Origin of the sequence: Sporosarcina jiandibaonis (assembly GCF_013184495.1) — a bacterium.
GTDB lineage: Bacteria > Bacillota > Bacilli > Bacillales_A > Planococcaceae > Sporosarcina > Sporosarcina jiandibaonis.
The window spans coordinates 178,708-205,615 of the sequence record NZ_JAAOIY010000005.1 but is presented as its reverse complement, the minus strand read 5'-3'; the positions used below and the strand labels follow the sequence as shown (position 1 = coordinate 205,615).

Annotated in this window: 18 protein-coding genes and 1 riboswitch; of the genes, 6 read left to right on the top strand and 12 right to left on the bottom strand. The window is 35.0% G+C overall.

What is annotated here, in order from left to right; genetic code table 11:
• Window positions 1-166: 166 nt before the first annotated feature.
• Together G8782_RS13840 and G8782_RS13835 are read right to left on the bottom strand one after the other, a co-directional pair.
• The gene (locus tag G8782_RS13840) at window positions 167-1,381 is read right to left on the bottom strand and encodes a NupC/NupG family nucleoside CNT transporter (protein ID WP_172372230.1); all 1,215 of its coding nucleotides are present in this window, start codon (window positions 1,379-1,381) and stop codon (window positions 167-169) included.
• A gap of 230 nt (window positions 1,382-1,611) precedes the next feature.
• Window positions 1,612-2,568, bottom strand: coding sequence for a nucleoside hydrolase (locus G8782_RS13835; RefSeq protein WP_172372229.1), 957 nt, complete (start codon window positions 2,566-2,568; stop codon window positions 1,612-1,614).
• Window positions 2,569-2,872: 304 nt separating this feature from the next.
• Window positions 2,873-2,974: riboswitch (purine riboswitch) on the bottom strand.
• A 317-nt stretch (window positions 2,975-3,291) separates the two neighbouring features.
• Between G8782_RS13835 and G8782_RS18700 the strand changes: the two genes are divergently transcribed.
• The 4 genes from G8782_RS18700 to G8782_RS13815 all read left to right on the top strand — a co-directional run bounded on the left by G8782_RS18700 (window position 3,292) and on the right by G8782_RS13815 (window position 7,199).
• Window positions 3,292-3,846 (top strand): helix-turn-helix domain-containing protein, encoded by a 555-nt coding sequence (locus tag G8782_RS18700; RefSeq protein WP_172372227.1) that lies wholly within the window; start codon window positions 3,292-3,294, stop codon window positions 3,844-3,846.
• 250 nt (window positions 3,847-4,096) lie between these two features.
• Entirely contained in the window at window positions 4,097-5,434 is a 1,338-nt protein-coding gene (locus tag G8782_RS13825; protein ID WP_172372225.1) for a GntT/GntP/DsdX family permease, read from the top strand.
• A 44-nt stretch (window positions 5,435-5,478) separates the two neighbouring features.
• A complete protein-coding gene (gene dsdA / locus G8782_RS13820) occupies window positions 5,479-6,846 on the top strand; it encodes a D-serine ammonia-lyase (RefSeq protein ID WP_172372223.1) in 1,368 nt (455 codons plus the stop codon).
• A 92-nt stretch (window positions 6,847-6,938) separates the two neighbouring features.
• On the top strand, window positions 6,939-7,199 hold the full coding sequence (locus G8782_RS13815; RefSeq protein ID WP_343035067.1) for a carboxymuconolactone decarboxylase family protein: 261 nt from the start codon (window positions 6,939-6,941) through the stop codon (window positions 7,197-7,199).
• Between the two features lie 274 nt (window positions 7,200-7,473).
• Here the strand turns inward: G8782_RS13815 and G8782_RS13810 are convergent, their stop codons facing one another.
• The gene (locus G8782_RS13810) at window positions 7,474-8,766 is read right to left on the bottom strand and encodes a GTPase (protein WP_172372219.1); all 1,293 of its coding nucleotides are present in this window, start codon (window positions 8,764-8,766) and stop codon (window positions 7,474-7,476) included.
• A 317-nt stretch (window positions 8,767-9,083) separates the two neighbouring features.
• Between G8782_RS13810 and G8782_RS13805 the strand changes: the two genes are divergently transcribed.
• Window positions 9,084-9,197, top strand: a complete 114-nt coding sequence (locus G8782_RS13805) for a terminase gpP N-terminus-related DNA-binding protein (protein WP_425505494.1) — start codon at window positions 9,084-9,086, stop codon at window positions 9,195-9,197.
• Between the two features lie 252 nt (window positions 9,198-9,449).
• Here G8782_RS13805 and G8782_RS13800 read toward each other — a convergent pair whose 3' ends face one another.
• The 9 genes from G8782_RS13800 to G8782_RS13760 all read right to left on the bottom strand — a co-directional run bounded on the left by G8782_RS13800 (window position 9,450) and on the right by G8782_RS13760 (window position 24,017).
• The gene (locus G8782_RS13800) at window positions 9,450-12,743 is read right to left on the bottom strand and encodes a helicase-related protein (RefSeq protein ID WP_172372211.1); all 3,294 of its coding nucleotides are present in this window, start codon (window positions 12,741-12,743) and stop codon (window positions 9,450-9,452) included.
• On the bottom strand, window positions 12,733-14,010 hold the full coding sequence (locus tag G8782_RS13795) for a sigma-70 family RNA polymerase sigma factor (RefSeq protein WP_172372209.1): 1,278 nt from the start codon (window positions 14,008-14,010) through the stop codon (window positions 12,733-12,735). Before G8782_RS13795 ends, G8782_RS13800 begins: the two co-directional genes overlap by 11 nt.
• Before the next feature lie 400 nt (window positions 14,011-14,410).
• Window positions 14,411-15,766: a M20/M25/M40 family metallo-hydrolase gene (locus tag G8782_RS13790; RefSeq protein WP_172372207.1), complete on the bottom strand. Its 1,356-nt coding sequence runs from the start codon at window positions 15,764-15,766 to the stop codon at window positions 14,411-14,413.
• A gap of 122 nt (window positions 15,767-15,888) precedes the next feature.
• Window positions 15,889-16,878: a tetratricopeptide repeat protein gene (locus tag G8782_RS13785; protein ID WP_172372205.1), complete on the bottom strand. Its 990-nt coding sequence runs from the start codon at window positions 16,876-16,878 to the stop codon at window positions 15,889-15,891.
• 499 nt (window positions 16,879-17,377) lie between these two features.
• The gene (locus tag G8782_RS13780; protein ID WP_172372204.1) at window positions 17,378-18,262 is read right to left on the bottom strand and encodes a hypothetical protein; all 885 of its coding nucleotides are present in this window, start codon (window positions 18,260-18,262) and stop codon (window positions 17,378-17,380) included.
• A gap of 1 nt (window position 18,263) precedes the next feature.
• Window positions 18,264-19,289, bottom strand: coding sequence for a 5-methylcytosine-specific restriction endonuclease system specificity protein McrC (gene mcrC, locus G8782_RS13775; RefSeq protein WP_172372202.1), 1,026 nt, complete (start codon window positions 19,287-19,289; stop codon window positions 18,264-18,266).
• A complete protein-coding gene (locus G8782_RS13770; protein ID WP_172372200.1) occupies window positions 19,282-21,444 on the bottom strand; it encodes an McrB family protein in 2,163 nt (720 codons plus the stop codon). Before G8782_RS13770 ends, mcrC begins: the two co-directional genes overlap by 8 nt.
• A gap of 382 nt (window positions 21,445-21,826) precedes the next feature.
• Complete coding sequence (locus G8782_RS13765) at window positions 21,827-22,795, bottom strand: membrane lipoprotein lipid attachment site-containing protein (protein WP_172372198.1); 969 nt, start codon at window positions 22,793-22,795, stop codon at window positions 21,827-21,829.
• A 487-nt stretch (window positions 22,796-23,282) separates the two neighbouring features.
• Complete coding sequence (locus G8782_RS13760) at window positions 23,283-24,017, bottom strand: hypothetical protein (protein WP_172372197.1); 735 nt, start codon at window positions 24,015-24,017, stop codon at window positions 23,283-23,285.
• 1,159 nt (window positions 24,018-25,176) lie between these two features.
• Here G8782_RS13760 and G8782_RS13755 point away from each other — a divergent pair.
• A complete protein-coding gene (locus G8782_RS13755) occupies window positions 25,177-26,883 on the top strand; it encodes a hypothetical protein (protein WP_172372195.1) in 1,707 nt (568 codons plus the stop codon).
• The last annotated feature ends 25 nt before the right edge of the window (window positions 26,884-26,908 follow it).

Below are 26,908 nucleotides of genomic sequence, written 5' to 3'. Positions count from 1 at the left end.
CCGGGCACACACAGTCAAAAGCCCCTTTTTTTGAATCAAGGGGCTTTTGTCTACCTAAGGATTATAAAAAGGGGATATCGACAAAACACTATATAGTCGGTATCCCCTTCTCGTATTATGCAATTGTAGTAAATAAACAATATTTTATGCAGTTACTTAAAATCTATTAAATCAACATACCAGCAATCGTGGCACTTAACAAATTAGCCAAGGTGGCAGCGATAATCGCTCGGAATCCGAGTTCTGCAATATCTTGTCTTCTTGAGGGCGCCATCCCTCCTAATCCTCCAATTAACATTGCCATTGCAGCAAGGTTTGCAAATCCACAAAGTGCAAAACTAATCATTGCTACACTTTTCGGTGATAGATTAGCGATTTCAGGAGCAAAGGATGTATAGGCAACAAATTCGTTCAGCACAAACTTCTGTCCAATAAAAGAGGCCGCCTGTAATGCTTCTTCCCACGGAACTCCAATGAGAAGGGCAATTGGAAAGAATAGATAACCTAAAATCTGTTCCAGCGTTAAAGATTCAGCACCAAAGATACCGCCAATTGCCCCGATTATCGTATTTAAGAAAAATATTAGGGAAATAAAAGCAAGTAACAATGCGCCGACACCGACAGCTATTTTTAATCCATCCATAGCGCCGCGGGATGCCGCATCAATAACATTTCTCGATTCCTCATCTTTAACCATTTGAATAGTCTCTTTTGTTTCGGGTTGTTCTGTTTGAGGTACGATGATTTTCGCGAATAATAATCCCGCCGGTGCACCCATAAATGCCGCAGCCAATAAATAATCTAGCGGAACACCGAGCATCGCATATCCGCCTAAAACGGCCCCTGACACGCAGGCCATTCCCCCTACCATAACGGCAAACAACTCTGACTTGGTCATTTTTTCAATATGAGGTTTGACGACTAGCGGTGCTTCAGTTGGACCAAGAAAAATATTTGCAGCAGCTGACATAGATTCGGTCTCACTTGTCTTAAGGAGTTTCGCCAAAAATCCACCAATAATCTTAGTTGCAAACTGCATAATCCCTAGATAATAAAGAATTGATATTAATGAGGCAAAGAAAATGATAATAGGTAGCACTTGGAATGCAAAGGTAAAACCTGCACCCTCTATGTTCAGGACCCCTCCAAACAAGAATTGAATTCCAGCATTGGATGAGTCAATTACTTTTTGAACAATCCCTGAAAGGAATTGCAAAACCGTTCTTCCGAATTCCCATTTCAACACGATAAAACCAAAAATGAGTTGGATGGCTAAAGCGCCAATAACAGTTCTCGGATTGATAGATTTACGTGCTGTCGATAATGCTAATGCAATTGCTAAAATGCCGATTATTCCTATAATGCCCCAGATGTATTGCATAGTTCCTCTCCCGTCATTGTAAGTCGTATAAATTGTGGAAACACTTTATCTTTAATAGTTTTTTGTATGAACGCCATACATCAAAAAGCATCATGTCCAATCGATTCACAAACACGAACACTCCTTTTGTACGTTCAAAATCGATATCACTATTCGTTTTGAAAATAGTTATGGCAATCGTATCATGGCTGGCTGTATCAAAATCTACGATAGATCTAACTTACCCTCTTTTACCTAGAATTTTCCCCGGTTACTTGCTTGGCTAATTCAGTCATGTAATCGAAGAAAGCATCACGATTCACGTCATAAACTACATTCACCGGTCGACCATCAGACGTTTCGACTGTACGTCCTTGGCTCGGTCCATCTGTGATGACCATACTATTGACTGTTTCTACCTTCACAAGATCACTCTTTCCGATAAATGCAGTCGTTAATACGTCCCATAAATAGTAAGTTGAATTCGTTGAAAAATGCACGAGTGGCGGTACCATCGCATAACATTGACCGAGGAAGTCAACCCCAATATACTTACGCTCTTTTGCCCAACGTTCACGTACATCCAATGTTAACGGCACTTGGTTTGTGCTTTCGAGCGCGACTAGATCGATTTCGATATTCGTTTTCCATACGCGATCAGCAGCTTCCGGATCCCAGAATACATTCCATTCAGCCGTACCATCATGTTCAGGTTCGTGAACATTTCCAGCCTCTCGAAAAGTACCGCCCATCCAAACAAGTCTTTCAATTTTCTCTTCGATATCCGGCGCTACGTCCAATGCGCGGGCAAGGTCTGTCAAGGGTCCTGTGAACAATAATGTCGTTTTTTCTTCGGTATTGCGAATCGCATCAATCATATGAAGATGTGCTGGCTTGTCTGCTACTGGCGTGATCATTTCTCCTGATTCGTTTAAAATCGGTAATGCATCTACTAAAAATGCGTGCATTCGCCAATCTTTTGGAAAAGGGTTTTTTCCCCGTGAATTTGACTCAGCTACGTCAAGCCCGCCGTTTCCAAACCGATCAATAATTTTTCGACTTGCAAATACCGCTGGCTCTAAATAGCAATCTGCCGGAATCACCGATACACCGGTCAATTCGACATTATCCATTTTAAGTAATAAAAATAACGAAACAAGATCATCGACGCCACCGTCATGATTAAAATAAATATGTTTTTTCTCCATACCAAATTCGCATCCTTTTCATTGAAAAATATTTATATAAGTATTGTTAGTTCACTTAAAACCCTGTAAGACCGCCAATAATCTAGAAGTGTTCCCTTTCCAAGACAGCTCAAGATAGTCTCCCCATCCCATGCATAGATATTCGTATCCCATTATCATTCCAAGGATGTATAACAAGACAAAACTTAAACTTAACTTTCCCTCTTTCCATTCTGGTGAAATGCAAAAAAACCGGGATATATTACTACCCAGGCTACGGATTTACATTTAGAAATAGTGGAAGTTATTAAAACGAATAGATGAGTTCCCACTCATTCTTTCATGTAGTCCGGTAGTTTACGGTTACCAGGTAGAGACGCTTAAGCCTTATTCCTAAGCATATACATTCAACAAGCTACTATTTTGTTTTTTTGACTTTATATTTATAACATGAAATCCCTGAAATGGTCAACGGCAAATACGAATGTTATTATTATTTGACAATTAAACGTTCGGATATCAGAGTGATTATGACAATTCACGACTATATTTATGACAGTAACATTCAATCCTACCTTTTTTCACATCCTTAACTTTTTCTCCTTGTTCGATCCATCGCATAGATGCGTGTGGATCTACTCCAAAAAACTTTAATTTTATTAATGTAGGGTTCGTGATATGCTAAATGTAAGGAAAGTGATTATAAAGAGATTTTGAGGTAGTTTATGAAAGGTATGATGAGTTGTGGAGAATAAAGAATTAGGAAAAGCAATTGCTAGCTATCGTGTAAAACAGAATTATAATCTTAAACAACTGGCAGAAAGAACGAAAATCTCTTCATCAATGTTAAGTCAAATTGAAAGAGGGCTTACCAGTCCATCACTAAATACGCTTAGAATGATTGCAGATGCATTGGAGGTACCATTACTTAGTTTCTTTACCGAATCTGAGAAAAGTAAGGATTTAATAACACGGGCAAATTCCAGAAAAAAAATTGTATTTCCACCACCACAAAATATGGAGTATATGTTGCTATCCCCAGATTTAAGCGGCTCAATTGAAATGGTCCTTATGAAAATACCACCGCTGTCCAATTCAGCTGAAAAACCGGTTGTTCACATTGGTGAAGAAGTCGCATATGTACTAGAAGGCAGTATCATGTTACATCTGGGTGATGATATTGAGACTTTATACACTGGGGACAGTGTGAAAATACCACCTGGCGTACAACATAAATGGGAAAATACCACAGATCAAGAAGTAACGATTATTTTTGCTGTGACACCTCCCACATTTTAAAAAACAGTATACAGTTTCCTTTAACCGTTCTATAGCTCTTGTGATGACGTGCTTTTTATGCACATACAAGAGATATAGGACGGTTATTTTTTGTTCATCGGGTTAAGTACTACTTAATTAATTAAACTGGGATTAATTTCATTATTGATTTCGCCATAAGAAAGCGCTATCATTAAGTTGTGTTAAATAAATCAAGCTGCACTTAATTATCTGAGTTTTAGACTTTTTATCCCGAAAGGAATTGAAAAAAATGCAAACAGGCGCAATGATGATGTTGGTTTTGGTTTTATCGATCTTATTACTTATTTTTCTTATCCTCAAATTTAAAATACATCCGTTTATTTCTCTAGTTCTGGCGGGTATTTTTATTGGATTAGCTACGGGTATGCCTTTAATGGATATTGTAGATTCTATTGAAACTGGAGTAGGCGGAACGCTAGGATCGCTAGCTGTTGTCATCGGTTTTGGAACGATTTTAGGTAAGATGTTAGAGATATCTGGTGGTGCTGAGCGCTTGGCGCGAACAATGCTAAATGCTTTGGGAGAAAAGCGTGCGCCTTGGGTTATGTCACTTATCGGTATAATTGCTGGGATTCCAGTGTTTTTTGAAGTAGGTTTCGTCTTGCTCTTCCCGATCGTTTTCATCGTGGCCAGACAAGCTCAGATGTCGCTATTAAGAATCGGGATTCCTTTGGCCATATCTTTGATGGTTGTACACGCAATGGTACCTCCGCATCCTGCAGCATTTGCGATTACGGAAATATTGGGAGCCGATGTAGGGAAAGTGATTTTATATTCACTTCTTATCGGGGCGCCTACTGCAATCATTGCTGGGCCAATCTTTGCTAAGTTCATTAGTCGCGGATCTAGAACTGAAGCAATTCAAGAATTAGAAGTAAAAGAACCAACACCGAATGAGAAGCTTCCTAAGTTTGGAATTACTTTATTTACGATTCTATTGCCTTTGTTCATTATGGTAGGAAAAACAGTTGGCGATTTATTTCTCTCGGAAGGTTCAACTGCATACGAAGTTGTTAAATTTTTAGGTAATCCGATTATTGCTTTACTTATTTCCGTATTTGTAGCATATTACACATTGGGTCTTTCTCGCGGCTTAAAGATGAAGGAAGTATTAGCCCATACCGAGGACGGATTTAAATCCATTGCATCGATTTTGTTGATCATCGCTGGCGGCGGTGCTTATAATGCGTTTTTGGTTGATAGTGGCTTGGGTACAGAGTTATCTACGATTATGCAATCGTTAAATATGAACCCGATCATTCTGGCTTGGTTAATCGGAACAATATTACACCTGGCAATCGGGTCCGTTACGGTAGCCATGATTAGTGCTGCTGGTATAATAGGTCCCCTGATGGCCGTTTATCCTACGTTGAGTCCAGAAATTGCAGTTCTCGCAATTGGTGCTGGGGCTATCGGTTGGTGTCATGTTAATGATTCTGCTTTCTGGCTTGTAAAAGAATACTTAGGACTATCCTTAACAGATGCGTTTAAGAGTTTCACTGCCGCAACAGTGATTGCATCGGTTGTTGCACTCGGAGGCGTATTGTTATTAGCACAATTCGTCTAATAAATCTATTAATGAAATAAATTATGGAAGGAAGACAAATCATCATGGAAAATAAAACAATTCAAGGAAAAACGATTAAAGAATGGGAAGAACAGTATCCATTAATGAGCAAGATTATTTCAACTGAGGAAGTATTTTGGACAAATCCTAAATATGGAAAATTTGCAGATGCGATAGAGAATATTTCTTTATCGGAGGATGATGTAAAAGATGCCGAAGATAGATTAAATAGATTTGCACCATATATTGCGAAGGTATTCCCAGAAACAGAAAAAACAGATGGCATTATTGAATCACCTATCGTTCCGATTCCTACGATGCAAAAGGATATGGAAAAGGCATATAATCAAGAAATCGCAGGGCAATTATTGCTTAAATGTGACAGTCATCTCGCAATTTCCGGGTCAATTAAAGCAAGAGGCGGCATTTATGAGGTTTTAAAACATGCGGAAGGTCTAGCGATTGCGAATAATATGCTGACAACAGACGATGATTATTCAATCATTGACAGTGATAGATTCAAAGAGTTCTTCTCTAAGTATTCGATTGCAGTAGGATCAACCGGAAACCTAGGACTCAGCATCGGAATCATGAGTGCACAATTAGGATTCAAGGTTTCTGTTCATATGTCGGCTGATGCAAAGCAATGGAAGAAAGATCTGCTTAGAAGCAGGGGTGCTTCAGTCATCGAGTATGAATCGGATTATAGTATCGCCGTAGAGGAAGGCAGAAAACAAGCAGAAGCCGACCCGAACATGCACTTTATCGATGATGAAAATTCGACCGATCTATTTTTAGGATATGCTGTTGCAGCTTCTAGATTAAAAAAGCAATTAGAAGAAATGAATGTCGTTGTAGATGAGGATCATCCATTATTTGTCTATCTTCCATGCGGCGTTGGCGGCGGACCTGGCGGTGTAGCATTTGGATTAAAGCTAGTTTTCAAAGATCATGTACATTGCTTCTTTGCCGAACCAACACATTCTCCGTGCATGGTGATCGGATTAATGACTGAGCTGCATGATTTAGTATCGGTACAAGACTTCGGCATTGATAATATTACGGATGCTGATGGACTAGCAGTCGGTCGAGCTTCAGGTTTCGTAGGGAAAACTTTAGAAAACCTAATGAGTGGATCATATACCGTTAACGACGAGGAAATGTATAAACTGTTAAGCATGTTATCCGACTCGGAGAATATTCAATTAGAACCTTCTGCGTTAGCTGGCATGCATGGTCCAATGCAATTCTTCAGAGACGAAGCTGGCCAAAAGTATATAGAGAATAACAACTTACAAAACAAAATCGAAAATGTTTCACATCTCGTTTGGGGAACAGGCGGCAGCATGGTGCCTACAGATGAAATGAAAAGCTATTATGACAAGGGAAAAGAGATTCTTGCTTCTGAATAATCAAAGGATTACTTGTATAAAATAAACGATTTCTAAAATAGTAAGGGCTGTCCTTAAAAGTCATGAAAATGACTTTTTGGGACAGCCCTTTAATGCATTTAAAGCGTTTGTTCGATTTTGACGGGCAATCATTGAAAGAAGGCGTGTTAAGTGTGAAGGAGAAGGAACTAATTGTCGATGCAGTCCCGCATACAACGGGATGCCCTTATTGTATCGACATTCATTCGAAGGCTGCAAAAAAGGCTGGTGTCACTAAAGAAGAGCTGGCGGAGTCGATTTTGGTTGCCACTGCATTAAAATCAGGCTCAGCTTTGGCACATGGTGTGAATGCGTTGAATGTTTATGATTCTTGAATGGTGATGAATAGTTAAAAGTACCTGCGCAAGATTGAATTTAGACAATTCACAACTTTAGGTAAAATCCAAAGGAATATCGACTAAGTTTTTTATAGTTGATATCCCCCGTTCTAGTTTTATGCAATTACAGTTATAAACTGAGTAGTTTCTCGCACAGTTACCTGAAATTAGACACCAAAGGCTTTGCGCACTTGATGTTTCCAATATAGTAAATTAACTGCGTCCGAAATAAAAGGGAAAACAACAGGTACCTAGCACTAAGTAGATTTTATTATTGGAACTGTTCTTCTTTTTCCATTTCTTCCATTTCTTTTTTTACCTCTGCTTTGGTTTTCCCCTCTATATAGTAAGCTATTGCCGCCTTACCCACTGCATAAGTCCCTGAATAAGCGATTGTACTACTGATGGCAGATCCTGATCCTGGTATAAATACATTTAATAATTTTACACCTTGCTGAGCTACAAATCTCAATCCAAATCCAAATAAAGCGACCCCTCCTAACGAAAGAATAAATTCTCTTGCCGCCTTGCTATTGATCTTTCTTCCACTTAGATAAGCTATTAGGGTAACTTGGACTATTTGTATCGGTATTAGAACTACAATATCACTTGCTGGTATCGGAGTAATTGCAACACCCGCACTCGCTGTTGAAAACACCTTGACAAACTTATTAGCAATTTTCTCAATAGCTAAATCAATTTTGTTGTTCAACATTAAATATACAGCGGCGCGAAAGTCAATGTTTTCTTCTAAAAAATCGACCAACTTATCAATATTGTATCTTCCATCAAATTCAATCACTAATTCCGAGCGCTCTGTTGGAGATAAAATTTCCGGTTTTTCATGATTCCATTCAATATATGAAGAAACTGGTATAATAAATGAATCTGTTAATCCTACCTCTTCTAACACTTTATAAACCTGTTGCTCTTTTATTGCAATGTTATCTTTTTTCCTTTGAGTATAACTTGCGGGATCCTTAATTCTTGATGGCTCAATATCATCTATTCGTGTAATAACTGTAACTAAAGGGACAGTTATTCCTTGATCACTATAGATTTCTTTAAGATATATAGCATCTTCTTTTAAAGTAGTTCTATCAGCACCATTTGTTAAAAATAAAAAAGCATCCGGTTCAAATTCTTCAATTACATTTTTTAAATCATCTTCCGCAGTACTTGTTAATGACTGTTGGTTTTCTTTAATTCCCCTTGTATCAATAACTTCAAATAATACTTCATCATTACTTTTATATTGAAATACTTGAGAGTCTTTAGTACCAACTTCTATAGCACTAGTTTCCGCTAAATATGTACCGAACATGGCATTAATAAGGCTACTTTTCCCTACGCCTGTACGTCCTATTATAACTAATTTAGGAGGTCTCCTTTCTTTGATTGCTTCCATGATATTAGTAATCTCATCTGACTTCAAAGCATTAATCACTAAATCCTTCGCCGCTTTCGGAATAGCAAAATCTATCTCGTTAATTATTTCTTCAATAGAGTCCATCGTGTCTGTAATTTGTTGTAATCTTTTTTCTAAAACCTCTCTCTTATTCATAATTCCACCTCCATTTTTTTATATTACCCAATATTTCTTGCACTACTCTACTTTAAATCAAAACTTGCAGTATTCAATATAGTTTTTGATTTAAAAAGATGTATATAATTTCACTCGTAGTGTTATGAGAAATGTTACCTAAATATATAATACCATTAAAGGTTCATTGAATATAATTTAAATTACCCCCAATTCTGAATACCAGTGTTAAAATCCTCAACAATAACCGTTTAAAATTCCCCACTTTTCACGGATAATTATTTCAGACAGGAATAGATTGAAAGTGTTGGAATGACGTTACTGTTGGAGGATTTTTTATGATAAGAGAATTGAAACAGAAAGGTTGGACGATTAGTGCTATCGCAAGAGAAATGGGATTCAATCTCAAAACTATACGGAAATACTTAGTAAGGTACACTGTGCAATGTTGAATTATAACAATTCAGGAGTTGGGATAATAACTCAAGGGGTTATCGACAAAATGTTATATAGTCGATATCCCCTCTCCCGGTTTATACAATTGTAGTTAACAAACTGAATAGTTTCACGCACAGATTCTGAAATTAATTAGAAACTATTTCAATTCACTCTTTCTATACATATCAACTTGTGTTTTTGGGTCAGGTACCTTTTCAATCGAGAATTGTCGCAATTTTATATTTGGCTTTCAAAAATGATGCACATTATTTTTTCGGTTTATTTAAAGCGTTCTTTACTTCGCTTGGCATAATTCCCATAAAATAATCTTCTATATTATCCCAAAACCATTTTGAGTAATTTAGAATCTTTTCTTTTGATGAATTTCCTTCTGCTTCTTTTGTAAAAAGATATTTCAACATTTCAACGCTTGTATAATGTTTATCCTGAACATCTTTTAATATGCTATTTTGATAAAAATCACCTTGTTTAATTGCTTTTTCTAATGGATAAACTGAGTTCATTCTTAAGTATATTTGTGGGTTATTCCCACCTACAACTTGATAATTTAATAACTTTTGACTCTCTCCAATTCCAAGTGCTGCTAATTTTGCATCTAATTCAGCACTATTTGCCCTTAAGGAAAATGAAAGTATATCTGCATCGTTATTAATAAAATTATCATTCGGCTTCAGTGTGGCTAACACACCTCTCTTAATGAATGTAGTAAATAAATCCCCATCATTGTTAATGATATACTTCGGTTTAGAATCTCCACTGCTTGAACGCTCGTATATGAATTTCACCTCTTTTATCTTAGAATATTCAAATGCTGCGTTAATGACAGTTTGTGCAAACGTCATTGCTTCGAACTTATCAGAGATTTTTAATGCTTTCATAAAATGGTAACCAAGATCATCAACCGAAAATTGTTTACCAGATATTTTATAACCATTAACGAATGTTTCAAATGCTTGTAGAATTAAATTATATTTGGAAACAATTGACTCGACTGTTTCATTGTTATTTAATCCTACTTCCACACCCGATGCATATACAAACTTTTCAAAAATAGATTTATGCTTCAATTTCTCTCTTTCTTCCGCTGAATACAATGCAAATTTGAAACTAGGAAAAGACATACTTCTATAATGATTCTCCCATATTCCACTCAAGTTCACCTGATAAACAGCGGAATAACTTTCACTCTTAATTTCGTATTTCTTACTAAAATATCGACCCAAGTTCGATTTAATAAATGTTCTTTCTAATTCAGGGGTCACGAATATTAAATCATTCCCAAATAGACTTCTTGGTCTTGCGACAAACGGTGAATATCCTAGCTTATTTGGTGATGAAAAATCTTTCTCAATCATTAATAAAACTGTTTTCACTTTATTGTCTAATGAATCTTCATCTCGTTTGTTTTGAACAAAGATATATTTAAAATCTTCTGGACTAATTATTAAATTACGGTTATAACTCTTATCTTTATATACCGATAATACTTTTTTCATAACCTCGATAATTTGACTCTTTCTAATCGCTGACATTCCATATAGCTGTTTAACTTCGTTCATATCTCGATTTAAAAAATCAATTAAACCAAATCCATTGGCAACCTTATTCTCATCACGGGCTGCTCTCCCAATTTCTTGAATATAATCAACAACATTACCAGTAGGAGCATAATGATAAACATTTGTAATATCAGGAATATCAATCCCCATTCCAAAAGCTTTCGTTGCTAAAACAACTTGTAATTCTCCACTTTTGTATTGATATAATACCTCATCTTTTTCCTCTTTTGAAAGGCTACCGTGGTATTTACCCGTATCTTCAGCGATATCTGGTTCATTTTGCGTTAAAAAGTTGTTAAAGTCTGCCAACAATCTTACTGTTGGAAAATATACTAATGACTTTTGTTTTTTCTTATGAGCGCTTATTAAATGTTTCAACGCTAATGCATGCTTCGTTTTTCGATAGTCCCTTCCTTCATTTTCTAAATCTTTTTCGCTACTTCTAACAACCATTATAATTTCATCTCGTCGAACTTTTCCGAAGTATGAAATAGGACTTATCATATTTAGACTGTTTCTAGTATCTAAATACATATCTTCTCCCCCACCGTATATAGCCGTTGCAGTGAATGTAACGATAGGGAATTTGTATTCTTTTCTTAATTTAGCTAGATAAATACCCAAATACCAGTAATCAGAGCGAAATGATTTACCCCAAGTAGTTACAATATGAGCTTCATCAATGATGACTACCCCAATATTTCTGTTACCGATAAGCATTTTTATATCTGATCGAGCTTGAAGTGTTTCGGGTGATAAATATAAAATATCCACTTTCTGGTTTTGCACTTCATCAAGAATACGTTCTTTTTCATAAGGTGGTGTATTACCGTTAATTGTTGCTGAGTTTTTAATACCTTTTCTTCGCATACTTTCAACTTGGTCGTTCATTAAACCTATTAAAGGTGAAATAACTAAAGTTAAAGGCTTATCTTCTGAATATTTATCTGCTAAATATAGTGCTGGAATTTGGAACATCACTGATTTTCCTGCACCAGTGGAGGCAGTTATGTAAATATCTCGGAAATCTTCACCATGTATTGCTTTCTCTGCTTGGTTAACAATGTCGTCAATAATTTGAGCTTGTGATATATTTACCGTTTCTTTAGATTGATTTTCTATGTTCTTATAAAACTCAATTTCCTTATAACCACCATATCCATAAATGTCATTCAATATTTTCACATAAGCATCTTCATTCGCGATTACCTTTCTTCTGATTGACAATGTAGTAAAATAAATTTTTACATCCGATATATGAGCAAGTATATTAATACGTGCTAAATAATTATTAGGTAACAGTTCATAAGATCCTGATAATATGAATAAAACATTATTTGTTTCTTTCTTTAGTCTAACATCCATAATAAGATCTAAAAAAGGAAGTTCATCATCCGCTAATTCTATTTGTAAAATTTTTTCGGTAGGATAATCTTCACTAAATGAAAAGTCATATTCCTTCTCATCATAATATTTAAAAGTCAGTGGTTTTTCATCAAATTCTGGGTACGTCACATAAAAATTTCCGCTTTGCTTCGAAAAATCTATTTGTCCATAAAATTTAGAGACGTTTTCTAATATTTTTAACTGATCATTTTCTAACTCATTATCTTCTAGGTAATACAGATAATGATAAATGCTTTCAATATTTGACAGTGTACCTCTGTATGGATACTGTTTATTAAATAGATTATTTTCGATTACCAATAAAGGCATTTTATTAATAGCCTCTTGATCTTTAAATAATTGGTATTCTTCAACCGTCATCCATAAATAAGTATCTTTAAAAGTTCGATGTTGTATAATGTCTTCTATGACTTGTTCTTGCAATGTTGACAAATCTACTGTATCAAAATAGTCTATTTCAAACGAAAAGTACTTTTTCTCTCTTTTCAATTCGCTTGTATCAAAACCTTTTAAAACAACAATAGATGATCCACTTTGTTCAACGATTTCTTCAATTCTTTTTTCAATACTCATACAAATACTCCTTTAACACTTTAGTTGTTTTTTCTTTTCGAAGCTTCCTAATTGCTTTTGCTTCTATTTGTCGAATTCTTTCTCTTGTCACATTAAATATTTGTCCAATATTCTCCAACGTCTGTGTTTCATTATTTTCAAACCCAAAACGATAATATAAAACTTGCATTTCTCTCTCAGTTAAATTTGATTGAAAGATCTCACCAAATACATTCCTCAATTCAGATTTATAATATTCCTCTTCAGGCGTATTTATTTGATCATCAAACATAAATTCACCTAATGATGTGTCTTCACCTCCTCCAACCAGACGATCCAGACTATCCAAGTTACTTTGCGAAATATAAAATTGTAATTCTTCAATAACATCTATTGATTCCCCCATTTCTTTGGAAATCTCAAGTGTTGTAGCAGGTCTAGCCAAATCATTCCACAATTCATTCTCAATTCTCATGAATTTATTCATTTTTTCTCGATAATGAACTGGAATACGTATCAATGTTGAATAATCCGCTATCCCTCTAGCAATCGCTTGCCTTATCCACCAGGTTGCATAAGTTGAAAACTGATAGCCCAGAGAAACATCGAATTTATCTGTTGCCTTTAGTAATCCAATTACGCCAACTTGATACATATCATTCTCATCGAATCCAACTGTTGCTAAGCCCGAATAACGCTTTACAATCTTCCATACTAATTTTCTGTTTGCTTCGACTAGATTGCTAAGTGACTTATTTCGATTTAATTCATCACCTGAATGTATTTGGATTAAATATTCAATATTCAATGACTTATCAATTACATCGTCTAGTGAATCTACATGATCTTTGAACATATCGTCATCCAATAATGAATCTAAATCGTTTTCTAAAAAGTCGTCAAGTATATCAAAATCAACTTTATTTTTCTCTTGTGGTGTATCGTCAATAATGATATAGTCTCTCTTCGTGAGATCGCTTAGAATATTCTCTTGTATATTTTCATCTATATTGTTTTGATTGAACCATTTTATAAGAATACTTCTGTTAATTTCATTTTCTTGCTCAATACATTTAAACAATTTTAATAACAGTGTCTTTAATACAGTTTTTGGGTGATCAATGATTTCTATTTGTAAAGAGTCTAGTTCATCATAAACTGTAAACTTTTCTTCGATTTCAAGTGTGCGTTCTTTAAACCACTGGTCAACAATATGCTGCCTTATTTTACTACCGAAACGAAAATTATCATTGATATGAGATAGTAGATCATCTAAATTTTTACTCATTTGCATCACTTCCCTTACTTACCAAACTGTTATTTTAGAGTTAGCTTGCATTCTAGCAAATAACCAAACAACGGGGCGCCTAGTACCATACTAGAATTCTTAATTGAAATAAATTTTTCTCTGTAACTCCCTACAAAATATCTTTCTAAGATTTCCCTTGTATCATAAGTTCAAGATTTCACTTTCCGACCATTTCTCTTTTGCAAATCCAGCTCCTCATGCACTGATAATACAAATAAACTATAATCAGTTTAATCAAAGTTAATTTCATAAATCTATTTTACCATATTCTTCATGAATATTCAGTCCGATTAGACTATTCCTGTTTTCCGTTAAAATTAGTTTACTAGGAAAAACAACCCAACCTTTGCGTATATACGCAAAGGTTGGTCATTACTTCCTAACTAACCCTTCCCATCCTCTCAATCCGCCTCCATACTCTTCGACTCTCACTCAATATCTCCATCAAAAACTTATAAGTCCCATAACAAGCCGCCACATCCAACTCCTCATCAGAAGTATGCTCAAATTGATACCCAGCAGATAAATTTACACTTTCAATACCATTTCTTGCCCATATAGCCGTATCACTTGACCCGCCAGCCACTGTACGCCAATCGTTGTAACCCGCTCCACGTGCTACACGTTCAAGAGCAACTCCAAATTCCGAAGTACAAAATGGTTCGTATCCCCCGCATGACGTCACGATGTCACTAGTCCCCCGTCGATCGATAACGAAAGCCATGTCTACATCCCACAAAAATGACTCTGCAACTTCTCTTGCACCACATAGTCCACTCTCTTCCTCAACCGTAAAAATATATTTAACTGTACCTTTAAAATCACTATTCCCGATTGATTGAGCCGCAACTAGGACTACACATACACCCGCTCGGTCATCCGCTCCAAGAATACCTTCACTACTTGACCATATTTCCTCGTTTTTGATGATTTCACGATACTCAACAATATCCTCATACGTGTCAAGATGTGCATTCAAAAGTACGATTGGACCGGGACCAAATCTTTTTTCCGCAAGAATATTCCCGTAATGGTCTACCATCATGTTATCGACAAAAGGTTCTAATCCCTTCATAACATGAGCACGAATTAAACCTTCGTTTCTACTTACGCCTGGGATGTTTAATACTGTTTCAAGAGTGTCTTCAAACTTCGCTTTATTGATAAGTTCATCCTTTACAAGAAAAATCTTTCTTGCCTGTTCCACGGTTATTTCCGACAATTCTACAGCGGCTGTAGGAAGCTTCTTTCTATCCGTTAAAAACGTTAACTTTTTTCCTTGTCGTTTAACCGTCAATCCCGCATGCTCAAGAATACTTTTTCCCATTCGAGCTAAATCTGCTGTTTCAAAATATATATAGGGTCTTCTACATTCATGACCATCACATGAATAAACCATAATGCAGCCTAATCGATTCAATTGCATAACGAGCCCTGAAATATAGACATCCAGCTTATTCACCGGAATCTCATTGGGAGAAAAACTTGTTTCGGTTCTTCCGTCAACAAATCTTTCCAAATGTTGTACCCAACTACTTTCCGTTATTTCCTCCGAATGAATTTCAAGAATATCTCCAACGATAATGAAACTAATATTTAATTCCCCCAGAAGCATTTCCAAGAAATTTCTATTATGTTCAGTTAGTATTTGTAAATCAAATTTCCCATCCAATCGTGAAACTTCAAATCCAAACCCGTTAAACAACATTGTCCAATTACTTTTCATATCCATCATATCCATCATCTCCATTTCATTTGGTAGCTTAAGTATATGTGAGTAGCTGTGAGAGCCCTGTCACAGCGTGATTTCAATGAAATGAAAAAATCCCCCTATATAAATAGGAGGATTGGGTACGATTATTTCGCATCATATTGAACAATGTAGTAATTAATATCTGAAACCTTATAACTCTTTCTCTTCGGAATATTTTCGATTACGTTATCAGGTAGACCAACTCTTTTCAGTTTCTGATTGATAAGACTAATCTTTTGTCTATAATTATCCCATGTAACATGCATAACATCTGAAATGCTTTCCTCTTGGTAACCGTTAATTTCTGCCAAAGACAATGATTGATCATTCACTGATCTCAGCAACAACATTTTCAATAACCTTGCAAGTTGAATAGAAATCTCATTGCTATATTCCCCACTTTGAACGAAAGGCTTATCCGTGGTAAAATCCAGTAATAATGAGTTTCTGTCAATGATAGATTCAATTTCCTTATATTCTTCCTCTGAAATTAATTTCTTGTCGTTATTCGTAATTAGAAGAAATTTATTACTATCTAACTCACCTTTAAGTCTCCTAGTTAGTTCATCAATACTGATTTCACCAGGAGGAGTCTTAACCACTTCCCCTGATAAGCGGTCAGCTATAGCGATAGATTCTTTCGCCAGCATGATTGAACAATAACCAACAAAGAGATTGGCCTTTATGATTTGATCCTTTGCTAATGGAAAATCAGGATCATCGTATTGAACAGCTTGTTTGAAATGGTTGATAGCCCGAATCCAATTTCCATCTTCATAATATAGAAAAGCATAGCGATAATTTGCTTCTGGATTTCGAGGTTCTATCCGAAGAATTTTTTCAAATGTATGTTTAGCCACATTACGATCCCTTTGTTCAGTTTTCATCATATATGCATGTTCGATCATTGATCCAATTAGTTGATTTTCTTCATCTGGAATAGCTATTCTTAGAGATCTTTTTAGCACCAAGATTCGATAGGACAAATCTGCAATCGTCGCATTTATTCCTAGTGGCTCTTCTAGATGCGCCTCTTTTAACCTTGCATTAAGTTCTTCTAACTTTTCTTCTTTTGATTTATTAGTTCTAATCATTACTCACTCCTCATTTCATTTTTATACTAAAAACACCAAAAGTCCCCCGATATTTATCGAAGGATTTTAGATGTTTTGCTGTTCATTAAATCGCAGTGTGCCCATCAGATACAATAGCTGCTAATACACGCCTTCTCTCAATAACCACTGCTGTTAAACGATCAATCTCTACCTTCAACAATTCAATTTCGGCCAACTCTTCTTGAATTTACACTCTCGAGATATTTTCACCAAGTTCATAGTAATCGATCTCCTTCTAAATTTTGGAGATTGATGTCTTTTCATAGCACTCGCAACCCCGGTTGCTTTTTGTCTTTTTAATCGCTCGCGCTCAGCATATAGGTGTTGTAAGCAGGCAGGTTGCTGAGACTTCCTCGAGCCAATTCCCTCCGTCCTCTCAATAAGTTAAGTTTATAATTTAGTATATAGCGCAGCATAGACGCAATATCTCGTCAACAGGTTGAAAATGTTTATTTTGAAATTATTTTTGGCGTGACATTTATACACTTACAGCACTAAGGTTGTTACGATTGATTATTTTTTTCGTAATTATCATTAATTCCTCAATCGATTCAATTATGTTCTTATCTTCGAACCACACAGTTAATGATTGTCCATGTGCAAGAGCATCTCTGAAGCCATTTATAGAGTTAAAAAGTCTTTTAGATTCTTTTTTACTCTTACCGACGAATTCGTCTAATAATTTACTACTTTTATATAGTACATCGGTTTTGTCACAAAGCTGTGTGCAATTGATTAGATTAGTTTCTTGATTTTTGTTAATTAAATTTTGGTGCCTTTGCATTGCAAAATCAGTTCTGTCGGATTTTAATATCGACTGCCATTCATCGTCTGGGTATGACGCACTTATGAGTTCAGCTAATTCAATTTCAAAAAAAGTTATTATTCCAAAAAAGAACATTCTAACTGCGGGTTTTTGTATATCTGACACAGTAACGATTGATTCTATTTGGTATTCGTTTATCAAAAATAAACGAGTATTGTTTTTTAGTAGCTTCAAGCAATCCAATAAATTTGTATTATTGGTAATTAAATCAGAAATACTGAATTCTTTCATTGTGTTTTGTAGATTAGTCAGATCATGCTTCATTTCCTTTTCAAGAAAACCAATAACCTTATCGTCTTCTTTGTAACCAATAACGTCATAATTTTTATTCTCAAAGTAATCCTTAATTTCATGATACTCATTATTGGCTACGGAAGCTAATGGTTCTGATATATCTTCGGCTGTAAAAATCTGATTAAAAGAAAGCTTTTTTTCTATCATTTTAAATACCACCTTTCGAACTTTCTTCTTCTCCACAGCAGCTATAAATACCTTCAATAAATAATTACAACCAACGAAAGGTACCACCCTTAACATGTTACAAAAACTCCCCAACAAACCCATCAAGTTGTTTTCTAATCTCATAAAACTCCATATTTAAATCTATTGTTTTTACACCTATCCGATTACCAGCCATCGTAAATGTTTCATTTGGCGTTATTTCTTCTTCCGTTTTCGCGTAAAGCAACATACCACTCACTTTCCCACTATTCATCATATCTTCATTTTTAACATAAGTGAAAATTTGATATAAATTGTGCGAATGGAAAGACTTCTTATTAAAACTTCTTTGCATCGTTTTCCCATAATATTTGGTATCGATAATGAGTGTATTTTCTGCAGATCGCAATACAATATCTGTTTGCATCGTGGGTAAAAATTCAATATCGCCTTCATCGACTTGCCACTTGATATGGGATGCATTCACCTTATACTGCGGGAAGTGTTTGCGATAATATTCAAAAATAAATTTCTCAAATAGTCTATGCATTTTTTGATCATCCATAAAGTTGGCAGATTTATAATTTCCCTCTTTTTCAGTTAGCAATAAACCATCAATGATGAAATAACAAATATTCATGAGCATTTTATAGGTCGAATTATTTCGGGTGTAATTCAAAGCTGACCAGTTAATAGGCCCGAATTCAATTTGATCCACATTTGAAAAGAACATTAATGCCTTACGCAACTCACGTTTGTTTTTTTGAGATACTTCGCTTAACTTTAACAATCGCGTCATTGTTGTTTTTAGAATTTGATTCATATACGTATTCTCTGTATATACTTCATAATTGCAGATGAGCTGACTTTTCATGTGAGATTGATGTTTTATAGACTGTGTCACATTGATTTTTCCTTTAGGGGATCTAAGTGCGGCATTCGTTTGAATATATTCTTTCCCTAATCCTCTTTTCACTTGACTATTGACACCTTTTATCAGGATTGAGGCTAGTAAATCCGCAGTATGAGCAAACTCCTCCACAGCTATCTTTTTATAATTCACTTTGTTTAATACCCGAAAGGCATATGTGAGCATGTAATAAATGTTTTTAATTTTAATCATTTAATACTCCATAAAACTTCTGGGACCATTCATTATATTTCTCAAGCTCATCAAACCAATACTCTTCCAACAATGGCAGCAACTCATACTCAATCACAACGGATAAATCTTCATCTGTCACAACATCATTAAAACATACATAACTATGACCTATTTCAAAACCTTCTCCTAATGTTTCATCTTCTGTAATGACTTCATTTAAACGTTGGATTTGGGTAATCAGTTTATTAAACTTTGGATTGTTTGCTTTACGAATTACTTGTTGAAACCCTTCCGAATTAAACCCAGGTTTCATATGAAAAAATGCAAAACGTCTTCTTAATGCATAATCAATCATCGCAAGACTTCGATCAGCTGTATTCATCATTCCAATGACATACACATTTTTAGGAATTGAGAACATTTCATTACTATAAATTAACTGCAACTCATGTCCTCGTTTATCATTCTCTAATAACATAAGCAACTCACCGAAAATCTGACTTAAATTTCCGCGATTAATCTCATCGATAATAAAAAAGTATTCTCTTTCACTATCTTTTTCCGCTTTCTTACAAAACTCATAAAATGGTCCTTCTTCAAGTTTAAAACCATCTTCAACAGGACGATACCCCATCATAAAATCTTCATAACTATAACTCTGATGAAATTGGATCATTTTAACACGGCTGCTATCTTGTTCATTCATTATTGAGTATGCCAATCGTTTTGCCGCAAATGTCTTACCAACACCAGGGGCTCCTTGTAAGATTAGATTTTTCTTCATCTTTAATATTTTGACCAATCTTTCGTACTCGGGTCGATCCATGAATACTTGATTTAAAAAGTTTTGGGAAGTAAATTCTTCGTATGTCTCTTCTAACTCATCTAACTCATCTAACACTTCTTCATCCTCTTCGTTGTTATCAGCAAGGAATATACGTTTTAATTTTTCTACATACTCAGTGTAAGGCGTAATTTCAGTTAAGCTTTTTGCTACAGCTCGTCCAGGGTGCGACCACTCCCCCTTTTTCTTCCAATCTACTTTTCGTACATGTTTATAAATTTCTTTATCCGCATCAAATATGTATTCTGACTCGACGACCCCGTAACCAATGATAATACTCAAACCTTTTTTCGCAAAAATAATATCACCCGGTTGGATTTCATTCACAAACTGCCACGCAGCATGAGCAACATTTATATACGTATACTCATCCCCGTATAATTGCTTCATTTGTTGTTTCATTTCTTCTTTAGAAGCATACTGAGTTAAATCACCCATCTCCCCTCGTCTTAACCCCATAATGCCTTCATTATAAAACTCATCCCACATAGATGAACTTTTTCCAGGCGTATATATCCAATATTTCCTCTTATTTTGATCATTAATGTTATTCATAGTAGTGTAATCATGGTCATCCACTTCTAGGGTTGAAATGGATTCTACCCAAGTATGTTGTGAAAACTCTGGAAAATTATTATAAGGGATATTATCTTGTTCAAAATAGTTTTGAAGCTTTTGAATCAATTCAATATACTCTTTTCCTGTCGGAACATCTTGAAGCGTCGTAATTTGCTTGATGAATGAAAACTCATCCTTGTTGAGGTACCTTCTATTATTCGCATCTAAATTCAAATAAAAATAGGGGCGGATCCAAAATAATCCGATTGTCATTTTCCACTTAACATAAGGGATTTTCCGGACTTTTTCATAACTTTCAATAAAGTCATCATGGTTTTCTTCATTGTTTTGATCAGCATAAGATAAAGCATCTTCAAATAAATTCCATTGATTATTGATGTCTTTTTCTGTTTCAGTTTTTTCAAATCTAAAAAACATGGATCCCATATTGTTCAATTTTGGTATCCCTGTAAACTGAGTTGGAACTGCAGTTGTTACACCTATTCTTTTTCCGATACTTTCCGCAAGTCTAATCCGATTTTCATCACTAATACCACGGTTGAAAGTAGCAAAAACTGAAAAAGGATCTGTATCTTCAAAGGTTTGTTCAGATTTTGCAAAAGGATTATTCATATTCGACTCTTCAAAAGCTTCATCTAGCAGCTTTAATAAAGTTTGCCGATCATCGCGATATTTTAATAACCTATCCGCAAATTCCTTATAAAACGGAATCCAAGAAAATTCTTCTTTATCTAAAATGTGTTCTTCCATTTCAACTTCTCCTTTCATGAGGAAGTATTCGAAAAGAATAACTGCATACGAAGTTATCGTGTTGGTTTTAACGTTTATGGTAATTCGAACAGTCGAGAATGTTTATCAACATATTTACCTTACTTAATTCTGCTCCTACAAATTTCCAGCAATCTACATCATCTAATCCTTCAATATGACACTTTGAAACATTCAAAATAAGTTTAACACATAAACTGAATGAACTTCATAATTCTAAGCCATCGTTTCACAATGCTTTACCAACAAAAACGGAAGTCACCCCAACATCGATTGGATTGACTTCCGATTTCTGTTTCATTCAGATACACTCTTACAAATGTAGAGTCTGAATAGTATCATACCACATTATTTTCCAATTTCATTAATCATAATCGGAAAAGTCTTGGGGTAATTGGCCTTCGTGATAATAATTAACACTTATCGCTGAAGCGTCTTCTTTAGGGACATATTTGCCTGTTTTTATATTTCCACCAATTTCAACGCTACTTTGATAGTCATTTTCAAATAAAAAAAATTCTCTGTAATCAACTATTTGTCCAGGTTGAAGCAACATTGGTTCGTTAATAGCTGAATCATAAACCTTTGGGTCAATCCCATATCTATTAACATCGTCATAAACATATAGCTTTGTAGAATCATAATAGATTACTTCGTTACTTGATGTATTCTGTACCCGTACATATGCCTCCCGATCATCAAGTGGACCATATACAGAAATGACTAAATCTTGTTGACTGCCGAGATTAATATTTTCATCAGTAATTTCTGTTTCTACTTCTTGAGAATTCGTTATTTCGTTGATGATTCCTGCATATTCATCATGAAAATCAACTTTTAATGCAATTATATCGTCTTGTACAGCCGTGTCACCATTGTATTTCATTTCAAACTCTTCTATATCAATAGCCCCAAAAATATCTGGTCTTTCAATTGAAATATTATAATAACCCAGCGTATAATTCTCCTCATTCGGCGCTAATGTTAATTCTTTTGGTGTAGCTTCATAATTACCAAAGTCAACCAGAATCTCAAACTCTGTGTCACTCTCATTATCATAAAGAATAAAATCGCTCTGATGGATTTTTATTGCTTCGTCGCTATTATTTTTAATTTTGATTAATACCATTACATAACCATAAATATCCAAATCGTTTGTCGGCATATAAGCCTCAAGAACTATAGGTTCTTTTCGTTCTTTCTTCTTTACTTTTTCAATTCCTTCAGTTTCTAGCGAAGTATTATCAACTTTAATTTGATTACTAGATTCTCCCATATGATTACATGCTACTAAAACCAATACTGCAAACAAAAATACTAATATTTTTTTCATAGATGTCTTCCCCCTCTTTGCTGTGGTTTTCGACTAAATTCATTCTATTTTGATTCGTTCTAAACCCAATTTTATCAAGGATATGTATTTTCCTGTTCAACACTTTTAAATAATTGCCCCCCTATCTTTTATCCCTTTACTGTACCACAAACACTACTTTTACCCTATAACTATTATATCATTTCAACAAAATAATAGTTAATCTTTGTTTCCATTTTTAAAAAATTCAAAATACGAAAAGACAAACTTAAATTTTCATCTCTTCGGAATCTTTTCAACAGAATCTTAGAGTGTCCTTTCCATCCCTTTTTTTGTTTTTAGTGCAAAATGCAATAGATTCACAAGTGCCATCAACTCATTATAAACCCTGATAAAACTGTTTTATCTTTTGAGCCATCATCTTTCTTCGTTCTTCGAGAAAGTCGTGATAATTTTCTGCTGTCATAGTAAAAACCGATTCTGGAATTCAATTTGCTACCAAATTACGCTATAATTCATTTTGATCTTTTATTTCTCCGATGTTGAGAATATCCCCAATACACTGCTCTTGTACCTTAGCCAAATACTCCTTCGGTGCTTGGTCTTTTATTGCCAAATTGACAACTTGTTCTGTGTAGACAAAATTTGCAATTTGGTTATATTGTGAGCGGTTAATGAAGCCATTTTTCTGTAGGTATTTTTTGGGGAATATGTGATGTACATCTCCCCTTTCTTCTATTAGATGTTGGACAGTTATTGATTTGGAAAGAAAAGCTACATCTTTACTTGTAACTTGCGCCATAAGAAACAAATTGAAATATGGGCTAGTTCTAACTGATGAGTCTAAATTAGTCACTAAGAGATGATCCCAATGAGCACCCGACAATTCCCCTGCTTCTGTACGTTCAAGAAATTTCAGAGGATCATCCATCCCATCAAAGCGTTTAATGTCATAATCAAACACACTTTCTGCTGAGCCCGAATACCTGACAGTCAATAATGTTAATACAAACCACTTTCGGACTATATTGTTAATTGTTGATCCATCCAGACCTTTCTCTCTTAAAAAGAGAAATAGCGCATAAGCGAAGTTCAGTGCATTTTGTAATCTTACCATGGATTTATGTATGACTCCGGCAGATTCTATAATCATGACAAATCGCTTGAAATTTGTTTCGTCCAACTCCAATGCTATACGAATTGGATCTCCTCGATAAATACTAAAAAAATGAACCTCGTCCATTTAAATATATGACCGAAGGGACATGTCCCCCCGACACCTGTCAATCGCCCTTACTCCACTAATAGTTTTGGCGACCAAATTCAAATAATCACACATTACACACGTTTCTAGGATCTAATCAAATCATATACAGGGGAAAACAATGCAGATTCGGCAAGCAGACTGTATGGCAGTTACCGGACACACTCAATCCGACTCATGAAATTCAGCATTCAAGGTGAAGTCTTCGAAGTATTTGCATTACAAGCAATCAGCATCCTGTTCCAAGCATCAAATAAGAAAACCAGCCATAACCTCTATGGCTATTACGATGGTATTTTCCGAGGGTTAATCGACAAAGCAATATTCTCTTAAGCATTTATGGATTATGATATGCCAGTGGAAATGAAAATACCGGTAGTTAGAAAAGGTACCCGTGCTAGAGATCACCAACCGATGGGGCACCTAGCCATATAAAAAAGCTACTTCAAAAGTCAGTTGAAATCGACTTTCCAAGCGGCTACTTATCTATAGCTGAAGGTTTATCAAGATGAACTCCACAGCGTACCATCAACCATTCCAGATTCCGAAAGCAAATAACAACCCAAACACTCAATGATGCCATGACGCCCATTTCATGGCACTTTTTTCATCCTCACGTGGCGCACCTTTTCACAATTTCCAGCGCAACCTTATAGCTACAGGCAATGCTAAAAATACGATGGCTGTAGGCCACTTGTAACGTCAAAAAATATCAACACAATCATCCAAATATAAGGCAAGCTAATTAATATTCCAAGCAGTACCAACGACTTCCTTCGGCCAAGTACAATTGGCAAAGTATAACGAAAACCTTTATCCTTTTTCAGATCTCAATTGTTCCGGAAAGTTTTCGATCAAATTCGGTCTCCCTTGCGATTACAATTATCGCCCAACTTTTATGTTTCATTTCTTTCCTTCTAATATATCTTTAACTGAAATAGATTATCCGTGAAGTTTTTGGAGTTAAACTGTTACTTTTGTGGATTTCAACACTGATATTCACAATTACCTAAATGCCTGATACAACCAACACATATTTATGGTATAATTGTCACAAGTTTTAAAGTTTAGACCTATCTAATAAATAATGAAATACAAATTGGAAGTCCTTACATTTTAATTACTTAGGGGGAAAAAAATGTATAAAACAAAATTTGTTGGTTTAAATGAGTTATATCTTGATGAGCAGAATCCAAGGTTTACTACACGTGAGAATAAAAACTTTTCACAAAAAGAAATAATTAATTACCTAGTAGATTATGAGGAACTACTCGATTTAACTAACAAGGTTAATAACTATGGTGGCTTTACTCCTGGCGAAAGAATAATTGCTTTAAAAGAAGAAGAAGGGAAATACATCGTACTAGAAGGAAATCGCAGAACGTCATCTTTAAAGTTATTAGAAAACCCTGACTTGGCAAAATCAAAAAAAAGAAGTATACCGAAAATATCCTATGATTGTGCTCAATTTATCAAATCTATACCAATAGATGTAGTACATTCACGTGAAGAGGCTGATAGAGCATTAATAACTAGGCATATAGATGGCATTAGGCTTTGGTCGCAATTTTCTAAAATGAAATTCTACAAAAAAATGTTTGATAATGGGAGGGAATTGGAAGAAATTTCACAAATGTCCCGAGAAAGCAACATTGTTATAAAAAGAACACTCCATAGATATTCAATTTTGAACACTATTCTTGATAATTACAATAAAGTTTTGCCTAATTCTACCTACTTATTAAATACTGTAGATACTAAACTTGATACAGATTTAATTTTGAATCGAATGTACACTTATTATATAGACAGTGAAGGGTTAGGATTAGAATTTTGCGAGGTCAACCACTCTTTAAGTCTACCTACAAATAAAAATAAAAAAGATTTACTGATTAAGGTACTGGTTCTTCTAGCTAAGATGTACTGGGAGGATGATGTTATTAATACGAGAGTCTTAAACAAAAAAAATGAAATTGACAACTTTTTTAATATCGCGAAAAGTGCAAATATACAATCGAAAATACTCAATGAAACTCATCAGGAATTTTTGGATATACTTTCAAAATACTTTGACTGTAAAAATTGCACTTCTAAAGAGGATCTAGAAAATGGCAATCCGCGTGTTGATAAACAAGGTAGTGACAAAACAGGTAGTGACAAAACAGGTAGTGATAAAGCAGGCAGTGATAAAACAGACAGTGATAAAACAGACAGTGATAAAGCAGGCAGTAATAAAACAGACAGTGATAAAACAGACAGTGATAAAACAGACAGTGATAAAACAGGCAGTGATAAAACAGGCAGTGATAAAACAGGTAGTAATAAGCCAGGTGATGACCAAACTGATGGTAAGGGAACTAATAATAGGAGACAAAATAAACCTACCAATAGAACATATCCTTTCAAGGGAATAAATTATACAGGTAATGTGGTAGGTATATCCCGCACTTTGTATGAACTGCATCGGATAGACGTCAAAATGTTTACATTAGCATCTACCGTTTTAATTAGAACTTTATTAGAATGTACTATTCAAGAATACATTCTACACAAGCAATTAAATTTTAACATTAAGAATGGAGAAGCTATTAAACAACTATCCATTGATAGCCTATTAAAAGAATGTACCAACCCGGGGAAAGGGAATTACAAGGAACTCCAAAAAGCGGATCGAACAGTTGCTAGAATAATTAATGAAGCAAACAATAAAAGGGATCCTGATGAGCTAAATATTGTTGCCCACGGAAATTATCGTGAACCTTCTACAGATGCTCTTTGGGAAATTGAAAGACGATGGTTTGCCGCAATCCAAATAATGGTAGGTGAAATTTCTAGTCAATCATAACTAAAACAGTTATGATCAGCAGAGG

What these genes read in the sequence shown, in the direction of transcription:
- G8782_RS13810 (WP_172372219.1), bottom strand. Translation starts at nt 8,766, where the DNA reads ATGAATAAGAGAGAGGTTTTAGAAAAAAGATTACAACAAATTACAGAC.
- G8782_RS13835 (WP_172372229.1), bottom strand. Translation starts at nt 2,568, where the DNA reads ATGGAGAAAAAACATATTTATTTTAATCATGACGGTGGCGTCGATGAT.
- G8782_RS13760 (WP_172372197.1), bottom strand. Translation starts at nt 24,017, where the DNA reads ATGGACGAGGTTCATTTTTTTAGTATTTATCGAGGAGATCCAATTCGT.
- mcrC (WP_172372202.1), bottom strand. Translation starts at nt 19,289, where the DNA reads ATGATTAAAATTAAAAACATTTATTACATGCTCACATATGCCTTTCGG.
- G8782_RS13770 (WP_172372200.1), bottom strand. Translation starts at nt 21,444, where the DNA reads ATGGAAGAACACATTTTAGATAAAGAAGAATTTTCTTGGATTCCGTTT.
- dsdA (WP_172372223.1), top strand. Translation starts at nt 5,479, where the DNA reads ATGGAAAATAAAACAATTCAAGGAAAAACGATTAAAGAATGGGAAGAA.
- G8782_RS13805 (WP_425505494.1), top strand. Translation starts at nt 9,084, where the DNA reads ATGATAAGAGAATTGAAACAGAAAGGTTGGACGATTAGTGCTATCGCA.
- G8782_RS13765 (WP_172372198.1), bottom strand. Translation starts at nt 22,795, where the DNA reads ATGAAAAAAATATTAGTATTTTTGTTTGCAGTATTGGTTTTAGTAGCA.
- G8782_RS13825 (WP_172372225.1), top strand. Translation starts at nt 4,097, where the DNA reads ATGCAAACAGGCGCAATGATGATGTTGGTTTTGGTTTTATCGATCTTA.
- G8782_RS13785 (WP_172372205.1), bottom strand. Translation starts at nt 16,878, where the DNA reads ATGATTAGAACTAATAAATCAAAAGAAGAAAAGTTAGAAGAACTTAAT.
- G8782_RS13840 (WP_172372230.1), bottom strand. Translation starts at nt 1,381, where the DNA reads ATGCAATACATCTGGGGCATTATAGGAATAATCGGCATTTTAGCAATT.
- G8782_RS13755 (WP_172372195.1), top strand. Translation starts at nt 25,177, where the DNA reads ATGTATAAAACAAAATTTGTTGGTTTAAATGAGTTATATCTTGATGAG.
- G8782_RS13790 (WP_172372207.1), bottom strand. Translation starts at nt 15,766, where the DNA reads ATGATGGATATGAAAAGTAATTGGACAATGTTGTTTAACGGGTTTGGA.
- G8782_RS13780 (WP_172372204.1), bottom strand. Translation starts at nt 18,262, where the DNA reads ATGTTAAGGGTGGTACCTTTCGTTGGTTGTAATTATTTATTGAAGGTA.
- G8782_RS13795 (WP_172372209.1), bottom strand. Translation starts at nt 14,010, where the DNA reads ATGAGTAAAAATTTAGATGATCTACTATCTCATATCAATGATAATTTT.
- G8782_RS13815 (WP_343035067.1), top strand. Translation starts at nt 6,939, where the DNA reads ATGCATTTAAAGCGTTTGTTCGATTTTGACGGGCAATCATTGAAAGAA.
- G8782_RS13800 (WP_172372211.1), bottom strand. Translation starts at nt 12,743, where the DNA reads ATGAGTATTGAAAAAAGAATTGAAGAAATCGTTGAACAAAGTGGATCA.